The organism is Bacteroides sp. An279, from assembly GCF_002159615.1.
Classification (GTDB): domain Bacteria; phylum Bacteroidota; class Bacteroidia; order Bacteroidales; family Bacteroidaceae; genus Phocaeicola; species Phocaeicola intestinalis.
Genome location: NZ_NFJA01000066.1, coordinates 1 through 20,826 on the forward strand (window position 1 = coordinate 1; position 20,826 = coordinate 20,826).

General features: G+C 43.5%; 22 protein-coding genes, 1 pseudogene and 1 riboswitch. Of the genes and pseudogenes, 14 read left to right on the forward strand and 9 right to left on the reverse strand.

Features of this window, described 5'->3' with window-relative positions:
- Positions 1-101 precede the first annotated feature (101 nt).
- The 9 genes from B5F78_RS11565 (at position 102) to B5F78_RS11600 (ending at position 7,125) form a co-directional block, all read left to right on the forward strand.
- Entirely contained in the window at positions 102-401 is a 300-nt protein-coding gene (locus tag B5F78_RS11565; protein WP_239473405.1) for a DUF4138 domain-containing protein, read from the forward strand.
- 1 nt (position 402) lies between these two features.
- Positions 403-1,869, forward strand: a complete 1,467-nt coding sequence (locus B5F78_RS11570) for a DUF3945 domain-containing protein (RefSeq protein WP_087249890.1) — start codon at positions 403-405, stop codon at positions 1,867-1,869.
- Positions 1,870-1,879: 10 nt separating this feature from the next.
- Entirely contained in the window at positions 1,880-2,071 is a 192-nt protein-coding gene (locus B5F78_RS11575; protein WP_087406762.1) for a hypothetical protein, read from the forward strand.
- Positions 2,068-3,279: an ArdC family protein gene (locus tag B5F78_RS11580; protein WP_087249892.1), complete on the forward strand. Its 1,212-nt coding sequence runs from the start codon at positions 2,068-2,070 to the stop codon at positions 3,277-3,279. The genes B5F78_RS11575 and B5F78_RS11580 overlap by 4 nt, the downstream gene beginning before the upstream one ends.
- An 18-nt stretch (positions 3,280-3,297) precedes the next feature.
- Complete coding sequence (locus B5F78_RS11585) at positions 3,298-3,621, forward strand: single-stranded DNA-binding protein (RefSeq protein ID WP_087406763.1); 324 nt, start codon at positions 3,298-3,300, stop codon at positions 3,619-3,621.
- 10 nt (positions 3,622-3,631) lie between these two features.
- Complete coding sequence (locus B5F78_RS11590) at positions 3,632-5,278, forward strand: type IV secretory system conjugative DNA transfer family protein (protein WP_239473404.1); 1,647 nt, start codon at positions 3,632-3,634, stop codon at positions 5,276-5,278.
- Positions 5,279-5,347: 69 nt separating this feature from the next.
- On the forward strand, positions 5,348-5,575 hold the full coding sequence (locus tag B5F78_RS17860) for a hypothetical protein (RefSeq protein WP_239473403.1): 228 nt from the start codon (positions 5,348-5,350) through the stop codon (positions 5,573-5,575).
- 18 nt (positions 5,576-5,593) lie between these two features.
- Positions 5,594-6,022 carry a hypothetical protein gene (locus B5F78_RS11595; protein ID WP_087406764.1) on the forward strand — a complete coding sequence of 143 codons (429 nt, stop codon included), beginning with the start codon at positions 5,594-5,596 and terminating at the stop codon, positions 6,020-6,022.
- An 89-nt stretch (positions 6,023-6,111) separates the two neighbouring features.
- Entirely contained in the window at positions 6,112-7,125 is a 1,014-nt protein-coding gene (locus tag B5F78_RS11600) for a toprim domain-containing protein (RefSeq protein ID WP_087406765.1), read from the forward strand.
- Positions 7,126-7,156: 31 nt separating this feature from the next.
- Here the strand turns inward: B5F78_RS11600 and B5F78_RS11605 are convergent, their stop codons facing one another.
- The 3 genes from B5F78_RS11605 to B5F78_RS11615 form a co-directional block, all read right to left on the reverse strand.
- The gene (locus B5F78_RS11605; protein ID WP_087406766.1) at positions 7,157-7,576 is read right to left on the reverse strand and encodes a hypothetical protein; all 420 of its coding nucleotides are present in this window, start codon (positions 7,574-7,576) and stop codon (positions 7,157-7,159) included.
- Positions 7,577-7,680: 104 nt separating this feature from the next.
- Positions 7,681-8,307 (reverse strand): SLOG family protein, encoded by a 627-nt coding sequence (locus tag B5F78_RS11610; protein WP_087406767.1) that lies wholly within the window; start codon positions 8,305-8,307, stop codon positions 7,681-7,683.
- Positions 8,308-8,874, reverse strand: a complete 567-nt coding sequence (locus B5F78_RS11615; protein ID WP_087406768.1) for a phosphoribosyltransferase — start codon at positions 8,872-8,874, stop codon at positions 8,308-8,310. It abuts the gene before it with no gap.
- 445 nt (positions 8,875-9,319) lie between these two features.
- Here B5F78_RS11615 and B5F78_RS16870 point away from each other — a divergent pair, with 445 nt between their 5' ends.
- Positions 9,320-9,535, forward strand: coding sequence for a hypothetical protein (locus B5F78_RS16870; RefSeq protein ID WP_140400135.1), 216 nt, complete (start codon positions 9,320-9,322; stop codon positions 9,533-9,535).
- Positions 9,536-9,665: 130 nt separating this feature from the next.
- On the opposite strand, the gene B5F78_RS11625 is transcribed toward B5F78_RS16870, so the two are convergent.
- The 4 genes from B5F78_RS11625 to B5F78_RS11650 all read right to left on the reverse strand — a co-directional run bounded on the left by B5F78_RS11625 (position 9,666) and on the right by B5F78_RS11650 (position 14,446).
- The gene (locus B5F78_RS11625; RefSeq protein ID WP_087406769.1) at positions 9,666-10,067 is read right to left on the reverse strand and encodes a single-stranded DNA-binding protein; all 402 of its coding nucleotides are present in this window, start codon (positions 10,065-10,067) and stop codon (positions 9,666-9,668) included.
- A 1,048-nt stretch (positions 10,068-11,115) separates the two neighbouring features.
- On the reverse strand, positions 11,116-12,396 hold the full coding sequence (locus B5F78_RS11630; RefSeq protein WP_087406770.1) for a PcfJ domain-containing protein: 1,281 nt from the start codon (positions 12,394-12,396) through the stop codon (positions 11,116-11,118).
- 1 nt (position 12,397) lies between these two features.
- Entirely contained in the window at positions 12,398-12,814 is a 417-nt protein-coding gene (locus B5F78_RS11635; protein ID WP_087251733.1) for a PcfK-like family protein, read from the reverse strand.
- 1,233 nt (positions 12,815-14,047) lie between these two features.
- Positions 14,048-14,446 (reverse strand): single-stranded DNA-binding protein, encoded by a 399-nt coding sequence (locus B5F78_RS11650; protein ID WP_087406773.1) that lies wholly within the window; start codon positions 14,444-14,446, stop codon positions 14,048-14,050.
- 395 nt (positions 14,447-14,841) lie between these two features.
- On the opposite strand from B5F78_RS11650, the gene B5F78_RS17275 reads away from it, so the two are divergent.
- Positions 14,842-14,988, forward strand: coding sequence for a hypothetical protein (locus B5F78_RS17275; RefSeq protein WP_162608538.1), 147 nt, complete (start codon positions 14,842-14,844; stop codon positions 14,986-14,988).
- An 833-nt stretch (positions 14,989-15,821) separates the two neighbouring features.
- Here the strand turns inward: B5F78_RS17275 and B5F78_RS11660 are convergent.
- Complete coding sequence (locus B5F78_RS11660) at positions 15,822-16,208, reverse strand: hypothetical protein (protein WP_087251656.1); 387 nt, start codon at positions 16,206-16,208, stop codon at positions 15,822-15,824.
- A gap of 197 nt (positions 16,209-16,405) precedes the next feature.
- Positions 16,406-16,511, forward strand: a riboswitch (SAM-I-IV-variant riboswitch).
- Here B5F78_RS11660 and B5F78_RS11665 point away from each other — a divergent pair.
- From B5F78_RS11665 to B5F78_RS11675, 3 genes and pseudogenes are all read left to right on the forward strand, one after another.
- A complete protein-coding gene (locus B5F78_RS11665; protein WP_072531315.1) occupies positions 16,510-16,743 on the forward strand; it encodes a hypothetical protein in 234 nt (77 codons plus the stop codon). (Overlaps the previous riboswitch by 2 nt.)
- 103 nt (positions 16,744-16,846) lie before the next feature.
- A pseudogene (locus B5F78_RS11670) lies at positions 16,847-18,589 on the forward strand (helicase-related protein); the annotation flags it as partial.
- A gap of 68 nt (positions 18,590-18,657) precedes the next feature.
- Positions 18,658-19,914: a clostripain-related cysteine peptidase gene (locus B5F78_RS11675; protein WP_241148266.1), complete on the forward strand. Its 1,257-nt coding sequence runs from the start codon at positions 18,658-18,660 to the stop codon at positions 19,912-19,914.
- Here B5F78_RS11675 and B5F78_RS11680 read toward each other — a convergent pair.
- Positions 19,880-20,587, reverse strand: a complete 708-nt coding sequence (locus tag B5F78_RS11680) for an RNA polymerase sigma factor (RefSeq protein WP_087251655.1) — start codon at positions 20,585-20,587, stop codon at positions 19,880-19,882. The genes B5F78_RS11675 and B5F78_RS11680 overlap by 35 nt on opposite strands.
- Between the last annotated feature and the right edge of the window lie 239 nt (positions 20,588-20,826).

Genomic DNA, 20,826 nt, shown 5'->3' on the forward strand with positions numbered 1-20,826 from the left:
ACTGACGAAGATATCTATCAGGCTATCATCAACAGGGAGGAAGATATGAAACATATTTGCGACATTTATAGATTAAAAGCTGCAAGTTGAACTTGCGAAACTTGAATAAGTCATATATAGACTATGACATTGAGTTTGTAAAATGTTTTCAAAGAGACATCAAAAAAAGCAAGAACGCCATACAACAGGAAACAACCATTGAACCAATATACACCAAAGATTTTGAAGCAAAGATAAAGGGAAAGAGCGCCAACAGGCTTGTGTTGGGATTTAACAAGTTCACAATCCCAGACAATAAAATCTTTGAAATAGAACTGTATGAAAAAGGTGGTGGCCGACACATGAAACTGGCTGTTGAGAACAAGTATATTATCAGGGCAGAACCTTTATTCGGGAAATGATATGAAACTAAAAGAAGCTTATGAGAACTATTCCTATAACAATATAGGGCAGTTCAGAGCCTTGTCGGAAACACTAGGCTATAAGACCGAATACCATGACGGAAGCTATCGCTTTCACAAAGAGGGTGACAGCATCACACTTACCATGGAAGAAATCAGGTCAAAAGCAAAGGAAAACCGCAATGACCGGCGGACGGAGGAGTCTAAGGAAAAGGTTTGTTCATTCTTTGACAAGAACAGGGCGAATGACCCTTCATACATCAAGGAGCTGAGAAACAAAGGTATCAGTGTGGTACGGTGGAATGACATAAAGGGAGAGAACAAGGACGGGGTCACAATCATAGACCACAACCGTAAAGTATGTTATACCGGTCAGGAACTATACGAATATGCGCATAACACCGGCAACCTGCTGGATGGTAAAGGGACAAAACTGGAGAAGGGCATAATGTCCGACCTTATGGATATAGGCGAAAAAAAGGGAAAGTTGCGCATGAGCGAGAACGGCATTTCCGTCTTTTACCGCAAGGAAACCCTAACCATTCCCGACAGGATGTTGGGGCACAAACTTAACAAGACAGAGAAAGAACGTCTGCTTCATGGTGATATAGTCCCCCTAGATACAAAAAAAGGTACAATCATGCTTCAGGTTGACAAAGATTTAAATTCGGTAATCGTAAGGTCAAACAAGGAAATAAAAATTCCGAATGTGATTGGAAAGACCAACGAATATGAAGGATACAAGCTGACTAAAGCGGACAAATATCTGCTTGCCAACGGGCATACTTTAGAGAGTAAGCTCATGCACAGTAAAGACGGATACATCCTAGCAGACATTTCCCTCACTGATGACAAGAAAGGGATTCAGTTCTCAAACATACAGAGCATTACGGAAGGTAAGGCTCATGAACTGATAAAGGAAATGAGGCCGAAACTTGAAGTTGCTGACCCTGCCATGGGAAACAGGATATCATCCGGTAAAGAGCGTGATATGGACAGTGAATTTAAGGAAGCGGTCGGCAGCAGGGATTTTGAAAAGATAGACAAACTCAGAGAGGAAGGTTACAAGCCAAGTGAGGAATACATAAGAGGCATAGGCAAAGAGCTGAACCTGAGTGACAATGAAATGAAAGAAATCCAAAATGTGTTCCACGTTAAGCCGGATGAACTGGGCGAGCGACAGAAGCAGGCCGCAAGACTATTGGAAGCCGCCTCTACAAGCAATTTCAGAGTCATCCAGGATATTCAAAAGAGCGGATATAAGATAACACAAAGCGATATAAAAGCCATGAGAGAAAACGGAGTACAGGAAAATACCCTCATCGCCGTCCAGAAGATATTCGGTTTGGAGAACAAAGGCAAGACATTAGGTGATGTGAAACTGGCAAGCAGTCCGAAACCTGACAAGACAAAAGAGATGGCCAGACCCATTGCCAATACGGTAAACAAGATGTTCAACGATTTATAAATATATAATTATGGACTATAACGAACTGGTACAGAAAAGGCAGGAAGGTATCATCGACGACCTGGAATTTCTGTTCGCTCAGGAAGAGCTGGCTGAACTATATCTTGAAGACATGAAGTCAAGAGGTGAAAAGCCCAATAATGAGAATACCGTCAGATGGCTATGTGAATATGAGAATAACCATTTATACGAACAGCTATGAAGGAAGATTCAGCAGGAGACAAGGCATTGAAGCAATTTGCAGACCTTATGATACAGAAAATCAAAGAGGTTGAACATGATTGGAAAAAGCCATGGTTCTCTCCAGAAAGTGGAGGAGGGATGCCACAAAACATCGAAGGTAGAATATATAACGGGATAAACCTCTTCATGCTATACCTTCTTTCGGAAAGAATGGGTTACAGCACACCATTGTATATGACATTCATGCAGGCAAAGGAGGCTGGGGCTTCAATCATGAAAGGAGAAAAATCGTTCCCTGTGATTTACTGGAACTTTTCAGTAAAGGACAAAAACGGGAACAAGATAAACATTGAGGACTATAGGAAGCTGTCAGAAGAGGAGAAAAAGGAATATAAGGTGACACCATATATGAAGACCTATAATGTATTCAATGTTTCTCAGACAAACTATCCGGAAGTCCAACCCGAAAAATGGGAAAAGCTGAGGTCACAGTTCGCAGCACCGGCTCTTAAGGATGAACAAGGCATGTACACCATGCCGTTGCTCGATGCGCTTATCAGAGAAAGACAATGGATATGTCCGATATATCCGAGAGAAAGCGACAGTGCATATTACAGGCGTGGTGAAGGATGCCATATAATTGTTCCGCTCAAGGGGCAGTTTGATACCGGTGAATCCTTTTACTCAACGTTGCTGCATGAGATGGCACATTCAACCGGTGAAACAGGTTATCTGGAAAGGGAAAAAGGAGAAGTCTTCGGAGATTCCAAATATGCTAAGGAAGAACTGATTGCAGAGCTTACTTCAGCAGCCTGTGGTAAAACAATGGGTATATCTACCTGCATCAGGGAGGAAAACGCGATGTACCTGAAGAGCTGGCTATTGGCATTGAGTCAAGATCCGAAGTTCATCTATACCATTCTGTCAGATGTAGCCAAGGCAAGTGCCATGATACAGGAGAAAGTCAACGGGATTGAACCTAAACTGAGCAACGATGAAAAGTTCTTATTGGCTGCAAGTCAAGGGAATGAGGATAAGCTGGAACAGTTGAAAGATGCAGGATATAGTCCTTCGTTGCTTATGATAGACAGGCTAAATGCCAATGTAAGCAACGATGAAGGCAAGAAGGCTGTAAGCAAGGTTTTTGGAATAGATTACGATACAAACCAAACAGCAGAAATGAGTAAGGGGACGGTCAAGTCCGCTGAAATAACAATGAATATTTAACCCTAAAACTAAAAAATTATGTTTACAGAACAATTAATCGGTTATGTAGGTGCAGATGCACGTGCGAACAAAAGTGGTAAAGGATTTTATTTTCATGTGTCTTCAAAGTTCAAAGGGGCAGGAGATACGGAAGACAAGACACTTTGGGTAACATGCTTTGTTAACTTTGAAACAAGGATCATGGAATACATCAAAAAAGGCACACAGGTATATGTGACCGGTGATCTGTTTATTGATGTGTTCAAGAAAGAGGACGGAAGCTGTATGCCTTCAGTAAGTATGAACGTAAACCGTGTAGAATTACTCGGTAAGAGCGAGAAGAAAGAAGAGACTAACGCATAAAGAGTGGATTATGGAAAAAGAGAAGAAAGACTTGTCATTCATCCTGATACTGCTATCTACTCTGATAGGCATAGCTGTACTATTTCAGTGGGCTATAATAAATGGTTTGTATGTACCGGTCAGGAATCAAGGTATGTGGGAAAAACTATTGGTTAAGGGAATCATGTTCCGTTTCCTTTATGTAATTCTCATAGCCGGATTAGCTTTTCTTTTTCCATATAAAAAGCCCGGTGATGAAAGCAAGAAATGGTTTTATACGAGTTTGACCTTAATGACGGCTACGATTTTTGTCGTAGGCTTCAGTAAGCTGTCAAACTTGTATAATCTATTCATATTCCCGGTAATATTCGTAGCCTACACACTGTTAATCATCAAGACCATGCCCTACTTCTTCAGGCGGCATGTCAAGTCCGATGAAAGCATATTCGGGTTGAGCAATGTGGAATCATCTTTCTATTTCAGATTTGAAACAGCAAATGGCCCACTTACCATCCACAAGCCACAACAGAATATATATATAGACGGAGGTCCCGGCTCTGGTAAATCGGAAAGCTGGATTAAAGGTATGATATATCAGTGTGCGGAAAGGAATTATGCCGGATTTATTTATGACTGGGAAGGTGATCCGACCAAAGACAACTCACCGATTCTATCAAGGATAGCATACGGGAGCATTGAATACTTCAGGAAACAGGGTAGGGAGGTTCCTGATTTTGCATACATAAACTTTATCGACATGTCAAGAACCGTCAGGGTTAATGTACTGTCGCCAAAGTATATGTCCAAAGGGAATGAGTCTTTATTCATCAGAAACATCATAATGACCCTGATGAAAAACCTGGAGGCAAGCTGGAAAGAAAAAACGGATTTCTGGGCGAACAATGCAATAAACTATGTCTATTCTATAGCTTATAAATGTTTCAAGGAGAAAGACCTTGGCATCTGTACCCTTCCACATGTCATTGCCTTTGCCTTATCGGACAGTAATCTTGTATTTGAATGGCTTTCTGAAGATCCGGAAATAGCACTGAACATGTCCTCGATGCTGACCGCATGGAAACTGGGTGCCCAGCAGCAAACAGCCGGAGCCGTTTCATCAGCACAGACACCGCTTGTATTGCTGAACAATAAATACATATTCTGGGTGTTATCTCCGCTGCCTGAAGAAGAGTTCTCACTGGATATTACGAACAAGGAACATCCTACACTCCTGTGTGTCGGTAATGCTCCGACAATCAAGGAAGCCGTATCGCCAGCCATCAGCTGCATCGGTAGTGTGCTGATGTCTCAAATGAACAATCCGGGAAAGGCTACAAGCGTATTTATGGTTGACGAGTTCCCGACAATTCTTCTGCAAGGTATAGACACTTTTATCGGCACAGCACGGAAACATAATGTTTCGACCATATTGGCTGTACAAGACTTCAACCAAGCGGTCAGGTACTATGGAGAAAAGAGTGCGAATATTCTTAAAGCCTCATGCGGGACACAAGCATACGGTATGACCGGAAATGAAAAGACAGCCAAAGATATAGAGAGTCTGTTCGGAGAGAAGAAGGAAACCCAGGAAAGCTATTCACACCAGGAAAGTGGCGGAGAAAGTCGAACGGAAAGCCTACAAAAGGAAAAAGTCCTGAAAGCCCGTGAAATAGCCTGACAGTCAGCAGGACACTTTATCGGGAAGGTAGCCAGCGGTCAACCACCTTTCTTCAATGCACAAATGAATATGTGCCGTTTTGAAGAAAAAGAAATACCACCTTTCTCCCTCCCGGTAAGACTTGATGAAGGTAATGAGAAACTAGAACTGGATATTCTTGAAGAAATCGTGCAACAGAATTATATCAAGATAATAAATGATGTGAACGAAGTCTTGAAAGCTGTTGAAGAAAGAATCAAGAAACGCAATAATCCAGATAATACACAAAACCAGAGACAGGAAAGGAAATTTAATTAACCGACAAAAAGAATTAGTATGAGAAAGATTTTTGCAACATTATTGGCGGCAGTAAGTTTATTGACAGTATCATGCAGTAAGGATGATAATCCTACAACAGGCAGCAACGGCACCGGAGTGTACAGAATTTCAATTGTGGTCAATGGAACCGAAGCAAAGGGATTTGCCCATATCACTAACCTTGACAGGGTTAACATCAAAAATGAAAATACAGGAGATTCGTCTTTATCTATAGACGATGAATTTATATCAAGTGCGAGTTATATAACAGAGGGGAAAGTCAAAGAAATAGCTGCACAAGGGATGGTGTATTCAAATGAAAAGGCAAGCATACGAATGAAAGTCACAAAAGACGGGGAAACCGTTTTTGACGAGACCAAAAGCATTGACCCAGAAAGCGGAACCGGTAAGATTGGTGAACTCAGGTTTTCGACAATTTCACAATAAGGTATAATTTTGTTTGATAGTAGAACTATACCTTGTAAGATTTGATAGTTTTTTGTATCTTTGCACTGTTAAAACACTGATTTTCAATTATGAAAGTTGATTTCAACAAACTAAAGACAGAAATTTCACTCCCTGATTTTCTTTTGAATCTGGGATGGAAATTTGTTGCCGGTTCTTCAAACAGCTGCCCCAAAATGAGTAATGGTACACATACCATTGTCATCAAAAGGAATGCACAAAACCAATATACATATTGGGATGTACACAGCGACAACGTGAGGGGCAGGACAATTCTTGACATTATGCAGGAACATCTTTTCGAGACAACCGGAAAGCAACCCACATTAAGAGAAGTCGGTGAAATACTTCAAAATTATATAAATACGAATCAGATAATAACCCCTGAAAACAGCAGATACGATGTAGGCAACACAAGTATGAGTGCAGACGAACTGACAACGTATCTTAACCAGCTTATGCCTTATAAGGGTAATTATCTACAAAGGCGCGGCATATCAGAGGATTGCATAAACAGTCAAGTCTTTAAAGATGTCTTTCTTATCAGGGAGGTTAAGAACAAAAACACCATATATAGGAACATCTGTGTAAAGATGTACAATGACAAAGGAGTTCAGGCTATTTCCCAGAGAAATGAAACATTTAAGGGCATTATTGGCGGCAAGTTTGATTGTCTTGCCACAAGTAACCATGACAAAAGCAGACCAATTGATATTTTGTACGTCGGTGAATCTATTATAGATTGCATATCTCATTACCAGCTGTGCCACACGAATACAAGTTTGAATCTTGTATATGTATCTACTGAAGGTACACTCACCGAAGGGCAAATGCAATTGCTCCGTATCATTCTCAGCAAGAATGAAGTGAAGTCACTTCATACTATCTTCGATAATGACAAGCAGGGCTACAAATACACGTTATGGCTTGACAATAACCTGAGAGGTATGCAGCATGATGTAGAGCAAATGGATAATGAGGTATTAAAAAATACAGCTTACCGGGTTCAAAATACTGAGTTTCCACAAAAAAAGGACTGGAATGATGATCTGAAAGCATCGACTATAGAAAAGACCGCTGACTAAAGGCGGTCTTTTCTATTTTTTCATATTGAAATCAATCAATAAGAATTGTACGGTTACCGTATAGAATCTCCATGAGGAAATTATCCCTTAATGTTACTTTCGGGAAAGAAGAGAGCTTAACCCATGAATTAGTTAATGGGTTGAACTTTTTTATTACAAGTTTATTTGACGGTGATATTCGTATCATCTGAAAACCTGCATCAGTAAGGTTTGTTAAGTCAGATAACTTTATTCGTTCACTTGCATTGAGAATATATTTACAAGAATGGCGCATAAGGGATATACTAAACTCGATATCTGAGAATTCAGAGGATTTTTCAACGGTGCGCCAACCGGGTGTTTGAATAGCAGACATTCGTTTAAGTATGTAGACACCTTCCTCGGTCTTGGATATTTTGATGACATTGAAATCACCTTGCAATGCAATTTTAAGTAAATCCTTTTCACGCATAATTAAATTTCAGAATATTAAATACTTATAGATGCAAAGATAACTATTTAGTAATTCCGATGTGTCTTTTTGCTACTTTTTGTATGAAAAAGTAGTTGTGCCATCTATAATCTATTTTTATATAAGTTATAAATGGGCAATTTCTTATCAAGTGCCTTTCTCACCGTATATGATGTACCACCCAAGGACTTTCCATCCCAATATGCTATCAACTGACATGAGTGCGAAATCATGTAATCATTACGCTTTAAGTAAGCTATATTTGAGAATGAGCCGGACACAGTTACTACTTCGTCTGCCCGATTGAAAATATTCATATATCTCTTCTTATTCTCCATCTTGAAGTATTTGTCTTGTCCGGGGAAGGGCACAACAATAATAAGAACAATGTCTGTAAGTTCTTCTTTAAGGCTTAGAACAGCTTCAGCTGCTATGGTATCGAAGCCTACAGCACCACCCGCATAAAAGAATCTGATGCCGTTCTTATAACAATATCTGATTGCATCCTTCACCCTTTCAGCGGTCTGCCTACAGCTAATAACTTGGCGGTGTCCGGTAAAAGAGGCGGACAGATGGCTGAGCCATATATCCCGTGATTTTCTGCATATATCAAGGGTGGCACCCGTTGTCTCGTATTTGAGTCCGTTATGTGCTATATAACAATATAAAAACAAGGTCTCATCTTGGAAGAGACCTGTTTTTATTGTTTTATATGTTTCTATTGCTCTCATCTAATTTGTATAAACTGTTTTACCTATAAAAAGTCCGCCTAAAACTTCTGCACCCAATTTTTCAATTTTATTGGCAAATATCGCGTAAGCGAATCCCTTTGTAAGAATATCATCAAACACTATCACTTTTTTTCCTTTGAAAAAATCTTGGTCGAACTCTATTTCCTGTTTATTATGAATGGTGCTCTTATCTACATTATCATGCTCGGCAGATTTTTCTCCTTTAACTTTAATATGGTCGTAAGCGTTATCCATCCCGCTAAGTTGGCAAACCATAGAAGAAAAGCATTTGTATCTCTTTTCATTCTTTTCTGTACTCGAAGCCGGAACACAAGCAGAGACAATGTTTTTTGTCTCTGTCCCATAAAGTTGAATGAGCTTGTTTGCAACCAAATAAGCTACGTACGAAAATGCTTTCCCATCTTTAAAGTCCCAAATAAGCCTTCTTATTTTCCACTCTTCCTGAGTTGCGTTTCTATTCTTTGTTGACAAATAAGGATAAAAAGAAAACATCATCTTATTCCATTGTCTGTCTAAACTGGGATATTTTCCGAACGTAGTTGCCATATCGCTTATTATTAGATGGTTAAACTTGAATTATTCTTCAGCTAGATTTAGACCTTTTTTAAACCTTTGTCTTGGTTTGGTCTTTTGTCCGCTGACTTTTTTTTATTGAGAATCATTCCCCACCTGAGTTTGAGCCTTTTTTTACGGCTTATTGAGGTACGGGAGAGTGGAATTAGAAAAGTTTTGAACGAAAAAAATGTTGGGGCAGGCGCAGACAACATCGTTATTTTTTTCAGGGCAAAGGCAGAATGCCGGAACTCTTTCATTTCCACAACACCCATATACCTTTGCCGTATAAAAAGAAAGGCTCTTAGATGGGGAAACACCGATAAATGAGGAAGCGGCCAGCAGAAAAGACCAATGAAAGACAATCGAAAAAGAATTTATACCGATTATATCCTGGGTAGATAAGGAGCTGTAGCGACAACCTAAGTAGGGTGGAGGGTTGGCTGCTTTGCAAGCTATCGGTATGCCAAGGCTCTGCCTTACCTATGGTTCAAGAGTACACGCCATACCAGATGACGGAGTGCAACAGTGCAGCCGTTGTACCCCAGGCATCAGGGATGGTGTGACATACGGGTTTACAATGAGGGAAGGGAACGAACCTGGAGTCATGGCGATGGGTGAGAGAGTGTACCGCATGAGCAGTTACGCCGCCTGAGTGCGCTTCAGCAAAGGAAGGTCAAGGAACAGTGAATACCTTAATGGGGCGGTGGGAGTAAGAGAACTGCGTGAACGCAAATAAACTCCTCGAAAGGGCATAAAAAAAGGGTGGCCGAAGCCACTCTTTTCTATTTTGAAGTTTCCTTCTTGGTTCTTTTCGTCTTGTTGGAAGCCTTAGCCAGTTTCTCTTCCTCCACCTTGTCAGGGGCGAGATAGAACTCGACGGCTACCATTGTAATTCTGTTACGCTTCTGACCTGTCTCCTTGTCAGTCCACTCTTCGGGTTTGAAGTACCCTTTGACTGTTAGAAGTGCACCCTTCTTGATGATGTCGAATGCTGTGGCCGCCTCATTCTTGCGCCAAGCCTCGATAGCCATGAAAGCTGAAGTGTAGGTAGTTTCCTTCCCCTTCTTTTCAGGTCGGTTGACTGCGATAGAGAAGCGTGCAACGCTTGCTGTATCAAAATTGTTCACCTGAGCATCATTTGCTACGTAACCAGTCACTGCGAAAGTATTTTCAATCTTTTTCATATGGAATGAATTTTAGAAGTTAATTAATCATTTTTACGGTGCTTCAATAAGGAACAGACTCTGTGGTAGCCATGAAAAAATGTACGAATACTCTTTTTGTGCTTGCAGAAAAAGGAAGATTCTTAAATTTTTTATTGGATAAGATGGCAGCAGATAATTTATCCCTGAATACTCTTTTTGTGAGTATCAGAAAAAGGAAGATTCTGGCGTAAATAGGCAGAGCCGGTATTTGCGAATCGTCCACCGACACTTTCGGAAAAAAGTGGAAGCTGTTCCATAACTTTGCACCAAGGAAATATGATTTGACTTCGCCGGAAATTCATTTGGAAAGATTGAGGTTCGCAACGGTGTAGTGCATGATGCTCAGACCGATTTGAACTTACAGCAAGCGTGCTTTTCGAAGCAGTCTTACGATAATGAATTGGGGGAGGTGCGGTACATGACCGGCCGGCTGTCGAGGCAGCATGAATGAGCAACAGCAGTACCAACGTAAGGGAAAAGGGTGCATAAGAGTCAATGACTGTTGTTTCCCGAAAGAGTGGCAGGAGACAGGTGCGTTGAAGGATTAAGGTAGCCGAGCTATGCAGCACCGGTGGAGGGAGAGTTACAGGTGTGGCGTAAGACGGAAAGTCCAAGAAGATTTGAATACGGAAAGGCTTCAGCCACAACCTTAAAAGATGCCCTTTCGAGACTCCTCTGTCCCGGCATCCGTGATGCCGGGCTTTCTTTCCGGTGGGAGAAACAACGTGAAGCTGCGGCAAATATACAGAGGATATGTCAGGCATGACGTTCCGGAAGCAAGCGATGGATCGGCATGGCTGACTTGTCCCGTTTGCCAGTCTGTGTGTTCTGCCCAGTCCAAAGCGCAAGCCTTGGACTGGGATGAATATGCAGATTATAAGCTTATTCCTTAGCAATAGTGTGGGTGGAGGAAAGATTAATTCAATATATACACAATTACTTATGTAATTACGTAATTAAGTAATTATGTTATAGTGTTACATAATTACTTAAAAATTATAATAAATTAAGCCTAACTAAGTTAGGCTCAACTGCACATCCGTTTAGCGATTAGAGGAATGTTCTTGTTCATCACTCTTAGTATGTCATCGTGATATTCTGAGTTCATATTATGATGTCCTCTGCATTGTACCACCTTCATTGTATCAAGACAAATTTCGATAGTTTCTGTTTTTACTCCGTCAACCATAGCAGATAGGATTAGGGATTTTTCATTCTTGAAGTACTCGTTTGAGAATACGCAATGTTTCATAAACTCTCCTTCTTCGATAAACTCATGAACACTTTCAAGAACCCTTATCTGAATATTGCCTTCGCTGATAATAAGACCGAAGAATTTTGCCTTCGCTTCCCTATATAGTTTCTCATGCTGAATGGCTCTTCTTTTCTTCTCCCTTATCTGCTCCCTTGCAGCTTCTTCATGTTTCTTACGGCTTAGCCTGTCATGTTCCTGATGCAGATTTGAAGGACAAACGTAATGAGGGTTTGAGGTGTCCTTGCCGAAATGAAGAAGCAATCTGATATAGTCACACCATAAACCTACATCTGTAATATCATACTTGTGACGGATGGCAACTCTGATGGATTTCCAAATATCATCCGAAATGCTATCCTTGTCGGCAAAATGTTTGAAAAGGGAAATCTGTCCACATTTGAGAAGGGTCTCTTTCCTATTATCGGAAAGTATAGCCTTGAAAACAGTATAGTGGGAAAGGTCGTAAGTTTTTCCCTGATAGCCGTTTCTTTTTATGGTTTCAGTAACCTTTATTCTTGGATAGGTGGATACTGCATTAATATCATATACAAAGTTATCCGAACAGCTGCGCAACTCCATATCACTACAGAAGTTCCAACTATCATAATAGAAGGAACACATATTTCTCTTGAGTGCCAAAGTATTTGTCTTTCCTTTGGGTGTCAGCCATCTCTGAACAACTTCCCTTATTGAATATTGTGCCGGTCTTCCTATTCTGAAATCGGCAAAGACAACAAAGTGCCTTAATACCTGGTAGTCCTTGACTGCGGTTATTACGGTGTAATAACTTTTAAGGTTATATACCTTCGTCCTGTCTGAACGTACTTTGAGCTTTCTTCCGCAATGTGGGCAAGTCACATTAACTGGAATATAGGAAAGTGTGTCCTGCCATGTATGGGCACAATCGCAACAGGTATAGATACCTTTCGCCGTTCTCTTGGCGAAAGGTTCAAAACAATGTCTGTAAGCATACTGCTCTTGTCTCTCTGTGATTGGTTTCATTTTCTTTGAAAGTGAAACTATCTCCCTTTGTATGTTATTGGTTGGTCTCATATCAAAAATCGAATAAGGTTGGTGCTGCGTTTGTCTGGGTTGATGTAGGCTTAGCCTTTTTGTTGCGGTTCTTCATCTTCTGAATTTCCTCTTCCTGATACTGACGGATGGCTTTCTGTCGGGCTTCAGCCTTTTCTTCATCTGTCAGTTCAACATGATGATTAACTACAACATTACATTGAATTTCCTTGCCAATGTCGATATGGTCTTCATCGAAGTAGTGAATACATCTGCCATAAATTTCCTCGTCTGAAAAACCACAACATCCGGTTCCTTGTACCCAATTAAGCACATAGGTAACGCAAGCATCGAGGTTCTTGTGTGGCTTGTTATAACTCTGTGCAAACAATTCATCGTTTGCTGCCTTGTTGTCCAAAAATGCCTTTATGGTCTGCTTGAAGTGTTCTGTTCCTTTCATAATTATTCTGATTTAAGTTCTTTGTAACTGATTTTTACTAAATGGATGCACCCAAGGAATATGAGTGACAATAGGGCAATGGCTACTATATTCGTGTTGGGATGCACAAAGAGGGAAGCCAGCACCATCGCTGCCGAACAGATAAAAACAATGATTGAAATGATGAACTGAACTACTGCCATATCGCTTGAATTTTAATGAGTTAAACATCGAATTATTCTTCAGCGAGATTTAGACCTTTTTTTCAGAAAGTTTCCTTTCCCTTGTCTTTTGAATCCGCTGACTTTTTTTTTAGAGAATCATTCCCCATCTGAGTTTGAGCCTTTTTTTTACGGCTTATCGAGGTTTGGGCGAGTGGAATTAGAAAAGTTTTGAACGAAAAAAATGTTGGGGCAGGCGCAGACAACATCGTTATTTTTTTCAGGGCAAAGGCTGGAAGCCGGAACTCTTTCATTTCCACCACACCCATATACCTTTGCCGTACAAAAAGAAAGGCTCTCTGATGGGGTGAAGGACACAGATATGGGAAGCAGGATGACCGGAGAAAGACCAGGGAAAGGAATGGACAATGAAAAAGGTGTGCAGCATGTACACCGGAACAGACACAAGCTGTCTGTTGCATGGCGAAGATCCGTTTACGGTGCTTCGCTTCGGGTAGGCAATGCGGCTGTACCGGGCACTCATATTATGTCAATTCGTATATCAGGTGGGAGATAAAGGTTGTTAAGGCATAGCCTTAGCTCCGTATCGGAGCATGATGCGGATTGGATATGTGTAGCTTTTCCTACCCGTCTCTTGCCTGTCTGTAAGCCTGTGAGCAGACTGACAAGTGCCGGATAGGGTAGGAATACAGCCGATACCTTAATGGGGTGGTGGGAGTAAGAGAACTGCATATATGCAAGAAAGACCTACAAGGTTTCCCTTACCTTGTGTATCGCACCATGCCAACATACGGAGCATATCAGCATAGCCGTTATGCCCCAGGATGCCGGCACGGTGCGCAATGGGTGAGTAATAAGTGATGTGTATGGTCGAAAACAGAGTCTTGGACTATACAACAGAACGGATGTCCGCTGCCTCTGCCAGAAGCGTCTATACCAATAGACACCAGATGGCAAAGGCAACCCGGACATACCTTAATAGGGCGGTGGGAGTAAGAGAACTGCGTGTACGCAAGACAAATCCTCGAAAGGGCGTAAAAAAAGGTGGCCGAAGCCACACTTTTCTTTTCTATTAGGATACTGTCTTCTTCGTCCTTTTCGGTTTCTTCTCCGATGGAGCCGGTTTCGCCTCTTCCTCCTTCTCGGGGGTCGGATAAAACTCGACGGCTGACATGACTATACGGTTGCGCTTCTGACCGGTCGCACTGTCAGTCCACTCTTCCGGTTTGAAATATCCCTTCACTGTGAGATGTTCACCCTTCTTTATCCGGTCAAACGAATCGGCGGCCTCGTTCTTGCGCCAGGCTTCGACAGCGAGGAAGGCTGATGTATAGGTGGTCACTTCACCTTTCTTTTCTGACCTGCTGACAGCTATCGAGAAGCGTGCTACGCTTGCTGTCTCAAAGTTACGAACCTGTGCTTCATTAGCAACGAAACCTGATACCACGAATGAGTTTTCAATCTTTTTCATAATGCATGAATTTTAGAAGTTAATTAATCATTTTTACGGTGCTACTATAAGGAACAGACTCTGTGGTAACCATGAAAAAATGTACGAATACTCTTTTTATGAACAACAGAAAAAGGAAGATTCTTATATTTTTTGGGGTAAGATGGCAGCAAATGATTAATCGCTGAATACTCTTTTTGTGCGTGCGGAAAAAGGAAGATTCTGAGTTAATAGGCTAAGCCGGTATTTGCGAATCGTCCACCGACACTTTCGGGAAAAAGTGGATGCTGTTCCATAAATTTGCACAAGGAAATATGATTTGACTTCTCCGGAAATTCATCTGAAAAAGTATCTCATCCGTACAGGTTCCGTGATGAAGCAACTGCCGGTTTGGAATTTGCAGCAAGCGTGCTTCGATGTCCATGCTGCCCGGGGTCAGTGTAGGTGAAGGGGCATACATCAGCCGGCTGTTGAAGCTGGGGGAAGGAGGCTGCCGTCAACGGAAAAAGAAGGAAGGGTGTATCCTAATAAAAGAAGGGATATTGCCGGAAGGACGGCTGTGAAACCGGAGCGGTAACCGACCTATGTCAGCCGCCAGATACGACACTGGAGGAAGAGGGAAAAAGGTCTGTGCTACACACACCGAAAAATGGAAGAAGACAACAAAAGACGGAAAGGCTTCAGCCACATAAAAAGACGCACTTTCGAGACTCCGCTTTCTCCTGGTGCCTGAAGGCACCGGGTCATTTCCAGGGTGGGTTAAAACCGAGCTGCTGCAAATTGCCAAACTGCATATCTCACCAGATGATCTTGAGTATGTAGTGTGAGGTGCTGAATTTGAAAGCCGGAAGTTTTATTCCTTTAGACAAGTGTAGTCCCAAAGAAGGAAACAGGCGGATTACAGCTTAATCCTTAGATAGGGTGGGGAGGAAATATTTTACACTCACTTACAACGGATTACAGTTATTATGTAATTACGTAAGAAAGTAATTACGTTACAATGTAACATTATTACTTTTAAACCATATCTAAGATTCAATTCTCACCTTATGCGCACATACGTTTTGCAATAAGAGGCATGTCCTTATTCTTCACCCTCAGAATTTCATCATGGAACTCAGAAACCTTATTATACCGCCCTCTGTTCTGAACCACATTCATGGTCTCCAGTGGAACCTCGATTGTTTCTGTTTCCACTCCGTCCACCACAGCCGAGAAGATAAGTGAATTATCATCATTGAAATATTCAATGGAAGTATGAGATGAAAGTTGGACAATTCGCCATACCTAATCTGAGTAAAAGTTGCTATCGCGGTGCCGGAAGATACCCACAGACCCCAGTTATGCATATCCCCTAAACCTTTCATAAGGGCATAAGGGCACAATGAGCCAAGGCTTATTTATAATTGGCTGATTCACCGACAAGCTTCACACCTTCTTCTGTATAGTCAAAGAGATGAATGCTGGCATAGACATCATCTCCGTCTGTCAAACACAAGTAAACTTTCCACGCTTTTGCTTCGGCGACTTCGTCCGATGCCTTCCCCTTCTCGTCGAGGAAACCATCATTCACCAATATGGGATATAATTCTTTGTGGAATAGCCTCGTCATGCTCTTTTTGCAAGGATATTCGCCATAGTCAATTTCGTCATCAGATGTGACAAGCGACAAAGACACTTCCACAAAGTCCTTTGTTACCTTTGGTGTGATATTTTTCAATTCTGACACATAATCATAGTGGCAGATATAGTCCAAGGCTTCTTCAAATCTATCTTTCGTCATATATACTCCCTATATTACTTGTTCATTAATGAATGAAACAAAAGTAGGCATTTTTTATCTGTTTATATGGGAACAAGATGCGATTAACAAAAATTTCATAGAAGCCGACTAAAAGTGGGACTGTCATGAAAAAGGCTATTAACACAAATTATCCTGTAAAATTTGCAAACCGACCTTTCACGACCTTATATTTGTAACCGAAACATCAAGAGCCGTTTAAGTACGCACCAACCGAGTTCCGATATTGTAACCACGGTGGTAAGACGATGTGGATTTGTCTAATAATCAAAATATAAACAATATGGATGATTTTACAATCACGGGGGAAAACCGCCCCGAATTCTCTTTTTACCAATCACTTTTTAAATATTTTGTGTTGGGACATATGGAAACGTACGATGCCAGCAAGCTGGACTGTTGGGCTTTCCATAAGTCTACAGACGAGAGGGATGACATGCCTCTTCGCATGGGAAACCTTTGTGGAGGTTATCCGTTCTCTTTTTACAGACATATTTCTCTACTTATGATTAAATAAGGCAATCCGCAACAACGCTTGGTAAAAAATGGGAAAGCTTGAAATTACAAAGAATGACTTGAAAAAACGTTTTGCGGAATACAACGATTTGTATTTTCAGAACAAGCTGGCGGCGTTCTACAACGAGATAACCGACTACCGCACGGCGGAGGACGTGGGCGTGGACCGTCCGAAGAAGAACGAGATACTGCACCACATACCGCCCACGCCCGACCAGGAGGTGTTTATCGAAAAGCTGATGCAGTTCGCCAAGTCGGGCGACGCGACCATTCTGGGCAGACCGCCACTGTCTGAAACGGAGGAAAAGGCGAAGATGCTCATCGCCACGGACTACGCAAGGAAGATGGCACTGGACATGCGCATGATTGACCCGGATTACGAGGAACACCCCGACAACAAGGCGAGCCATTGCGCCAAGATGATAGCGGAGTATTACCGCAAGTATGACGCGCACAAGGGGACGCAGTTCGTCTTTTCGGATTTGGGCACGTACCAGCCCGGTGGCGGCTGGAGCGTCTATACCGAAATCAAGCGCAAATTAGTAGAGGACTACGGCATACCCGCCCATGAAATCCGCTTCATTCAGGAGTGCAAGAACGAGAAGGCGCGGAAAGCGGTGATAGAGGCGATGAACGAGGGTCGTGTACGTGTGCTGTTCGGCTCTACCAGTATGCTCGGCACGGGCGTGAACGCCCAGCGAAGGGCTGTAGCCATCCATCATTTAGATTGTCCCTGGCGTCCGTCCGACCTGCAACAGCGTGACGGCCGGGCGGTCAGAAAGGGCAACGAGATTGCCAAGCTCTATGCGGACAACAAGGTGGATGTCATCATCTATGCGGTGGAGAAGTCGCTGGACTCGTACAAGTTCAACCTGCTGCATTGCAAGCAGACGTTCATCAGTCAGCTGAAAAGCGGCGCGTTGGGCGCACGAACCATCGACGAGGGGGCGATGGACGAGAAGTCGGGCATGAATTTCTCGGAGTATATGGCGATACTGTCCGGCAACACGGATTTGCTTGACAAGGCGAAGCTCGAAAAGAAGATAGCCTCATTAGAGGGCGAACGCAAGTCGTTCAACAGGGGAAAGCGCGATTCGGAATGGAAATTGGAGGGCAAGACAAAGGAGCTGAATGACAACAAAACCGTCATCGCCGCCATGACGGAAGACTGGGAGAAGTTCACCGCTGCCGCCAAGACCGGAAAGGACGACAACCGGCTCAACCCGATACGGATTTACGGGGTGGTTTCCGCTGATGAGAAAGCCATCGGCAGGAAGTTGCAGGAGATAGCCAAGAATGCCACGACTGGCGGGCAGTACCTGCAAATCGGCGAGCTGTACGGCTTCCCCATCAAAGTAGTCAGCGAGCGGATGATTTGCGACGGGCGCGAGACCATCGACAACCGTTTTGTCATCGAGGGGCATTATAAGTACAAGTACAACAACGGCCATCTGGCGATGGCAGACACCCACGCTGCCGCAGTGAACTTCCTCAATGCGTTGGAGCGCATCCCCGCCATCATCAAGCAGTACGAGGAAAAGAACCAAGTGCTGGAACGCGAGATACCGCAGTTGCAGGAGATAGCGGGCAAGACATGGAAAAAGGAGGACGAATTGAAGCAGTTGAAGTCCGAGCTTGCCGCCCTCGACCGCAAAATACAGCTGGAACTGGCACCCAAGCATGAGGAAACGCCAAGTCAGGGGCAGGAACAAGGCGGTCAGGCGGTACCGAAAGCGGAGAACGTGCCGAAGCCGGACGATGCAGCCCGTGACTATATCCGTGACCATATTATAATAGGCAGGCCGGATATTCCCGGACACAAGGAATACCGGGGCGTGAAAATGTGACGGGAGGACGGCAAGGACGGTGATATACCGGGCCCGCCGTCCGCTTTTTTTTCGCCATTGTAACCCCGTTGTCATATCAAACCGTTACCTTTGGCAAATTAAACCGGAAGAGGAATATGAACAAGCGCAAGTTTTTCCGTGCGGCTTTGGGCTACTGCCTTCTTTTGCCGCTGGCATCCTGTTCGGAGGACGAGGAAATAATCGTACCGCCCGACCCTGTGTCCTATACCACGCTGGTGTATATGGCCGCCGACAACTCGATGGACTCTGAAGTGGACTATACCATCTCGCAGCTTAGGCAGGGCGCACGGCGCAGTGCGGGCACGGCGGTGGTCTATGTGGACAGGGAAGGTGAAACGCCGCGCCTGTTCAGTATCACGCAGCAAGGCGGGGAAGTCCCGCTGAAGTCGTATGCGGAGGAGAACTCCGCCAATCCGGAAACGCTGGCGCGGGTGATAAGCGAGGCCAAGGAGCTTGTTCCGTCCGACCGTTTCGGACTGGTGCTTTGGTCGCATTCGATGGGTTGGCTGCCAGGTGGTTACGATTCCGATCTTGTGCCGCAAGGCACGAGGGGGAATGCGGTTGACGGATTCCCGCGCACACGCTACATCGGCATCGACAACCATCCAGGGAATGACTCCTCGTCCGGCGTGATGGAAATCGATGCATTGGCGGATGCCCTCCCCGATGATGTGGCGGAATATATCTGGTTTGATGTATGCCTGATGGGGTGTATAGAAGGGCTGTATGAAATGCGCAACAAGGCGGACTATCTGATAGCTTCACCCACCGAGGTACTTGCGGAAGCCGACTATGACGCTTCGGGCATCCCTTATGCGAAGGTGCTTCCGTACCTGTTTGGCGGCGTGGAGGATTTGGAACAGGCCTGCGTCGCCTATTACGGCCACTACAACAGTATGGGGCACGACATACTGCGCTCGGCCACAATCGCGCTGGTGGATGCCGCCGAACTTGGCGGACTTTTCACTGCCACCCGGAACGTCCTGCAAGGTAGGTTGCACGACATGGAGGCTCTGGACACGTCTGTCTTGCAGGCGTACCACACGGACAACGTGCCCAACGTGTTTTTCGACATGGGCGATATAGTCCACACCGTTGTGGAAGGGCGGACGGACGAGTTCGACGCGCAGTTGCGCCGCACCGTCGTTTACAAGGCGGCCACGCCGCAGTTCATCAACAAGTTATCCATCAGTCAGGAACATTTCAGCGGACTGAGCATGTACGTGCCTTTAAGCAGGTGGAAAGGAAACTGCGAATACAGTTACTATTTCAATAATTTGGAATGGTCAGGGATTTATGAATGACGGAACTGGACATGATAATCAAAGCGGCATGTTCTGGATGACTGACACACGAAAGGATGGCGGACACATATCCGGCCTCACACAGTTTCAGACGTACTTCCTTTGTCATCACGCACACTTTTTTCCTGACGGTGGCTTCCGTAAATCCGTACATGTCAGCCACCTCTTTGGCTGTATATCCATTCTTCATACTGACGAAGACCTTTTTGTCCAGTTCACCGAACCTTTCAAGCACTTCATCGGTAATCGTATGGATGGCTTCCACATCCAGTTTGGAGAATACCGTCGGGTTATTATCCGCGATGTTCACCACCATGCGCCATATTTCCTCGTCGTCCAACGACACAATGTTATGGCAACTCTCCACCATCCGGTAGAAATCCAATATGCGTTTGGCTATGACGGCATAAAGCAAACCTTTTATTGTATGCCGTTTTTCGTCATGGTTCCCGATGATTTTCCCCGCATTGTCCCATACGTACATCCACAGGTTTTGTGACAGTTCGGATGCGGCCTCCTTACTGCCCGTCCGCGAATAGAATAGCCCGAAAGCCCACTTCGCATACTTGCCGTAAAGACGTGTGAATGCTGCCGTATCCATGTTTTCCGCAATGGCAGAAAGCAGTTGGAAATCATCTTCTTCCTTATCTTGTCCTAAAGCCGAAACATCCATAATATTTATATTTTTGGACGATGCAAAATTAGCCATACAGTGTGACACTCGTGTTACGTGCCAGTAACATTTATAATAAAAGGTAAAATTCATAGGGAAAGACCTAAAAAGTATCGCATTAAGCCTTTTCAACGCAAAATCGGGTAACACTCGCCCCGTCCGCTACGAATTACATATAGGAAGCAATCCTTTAATGATATAAGAAGTTGATATTTCATTAAACGACCCTTTTACAATTA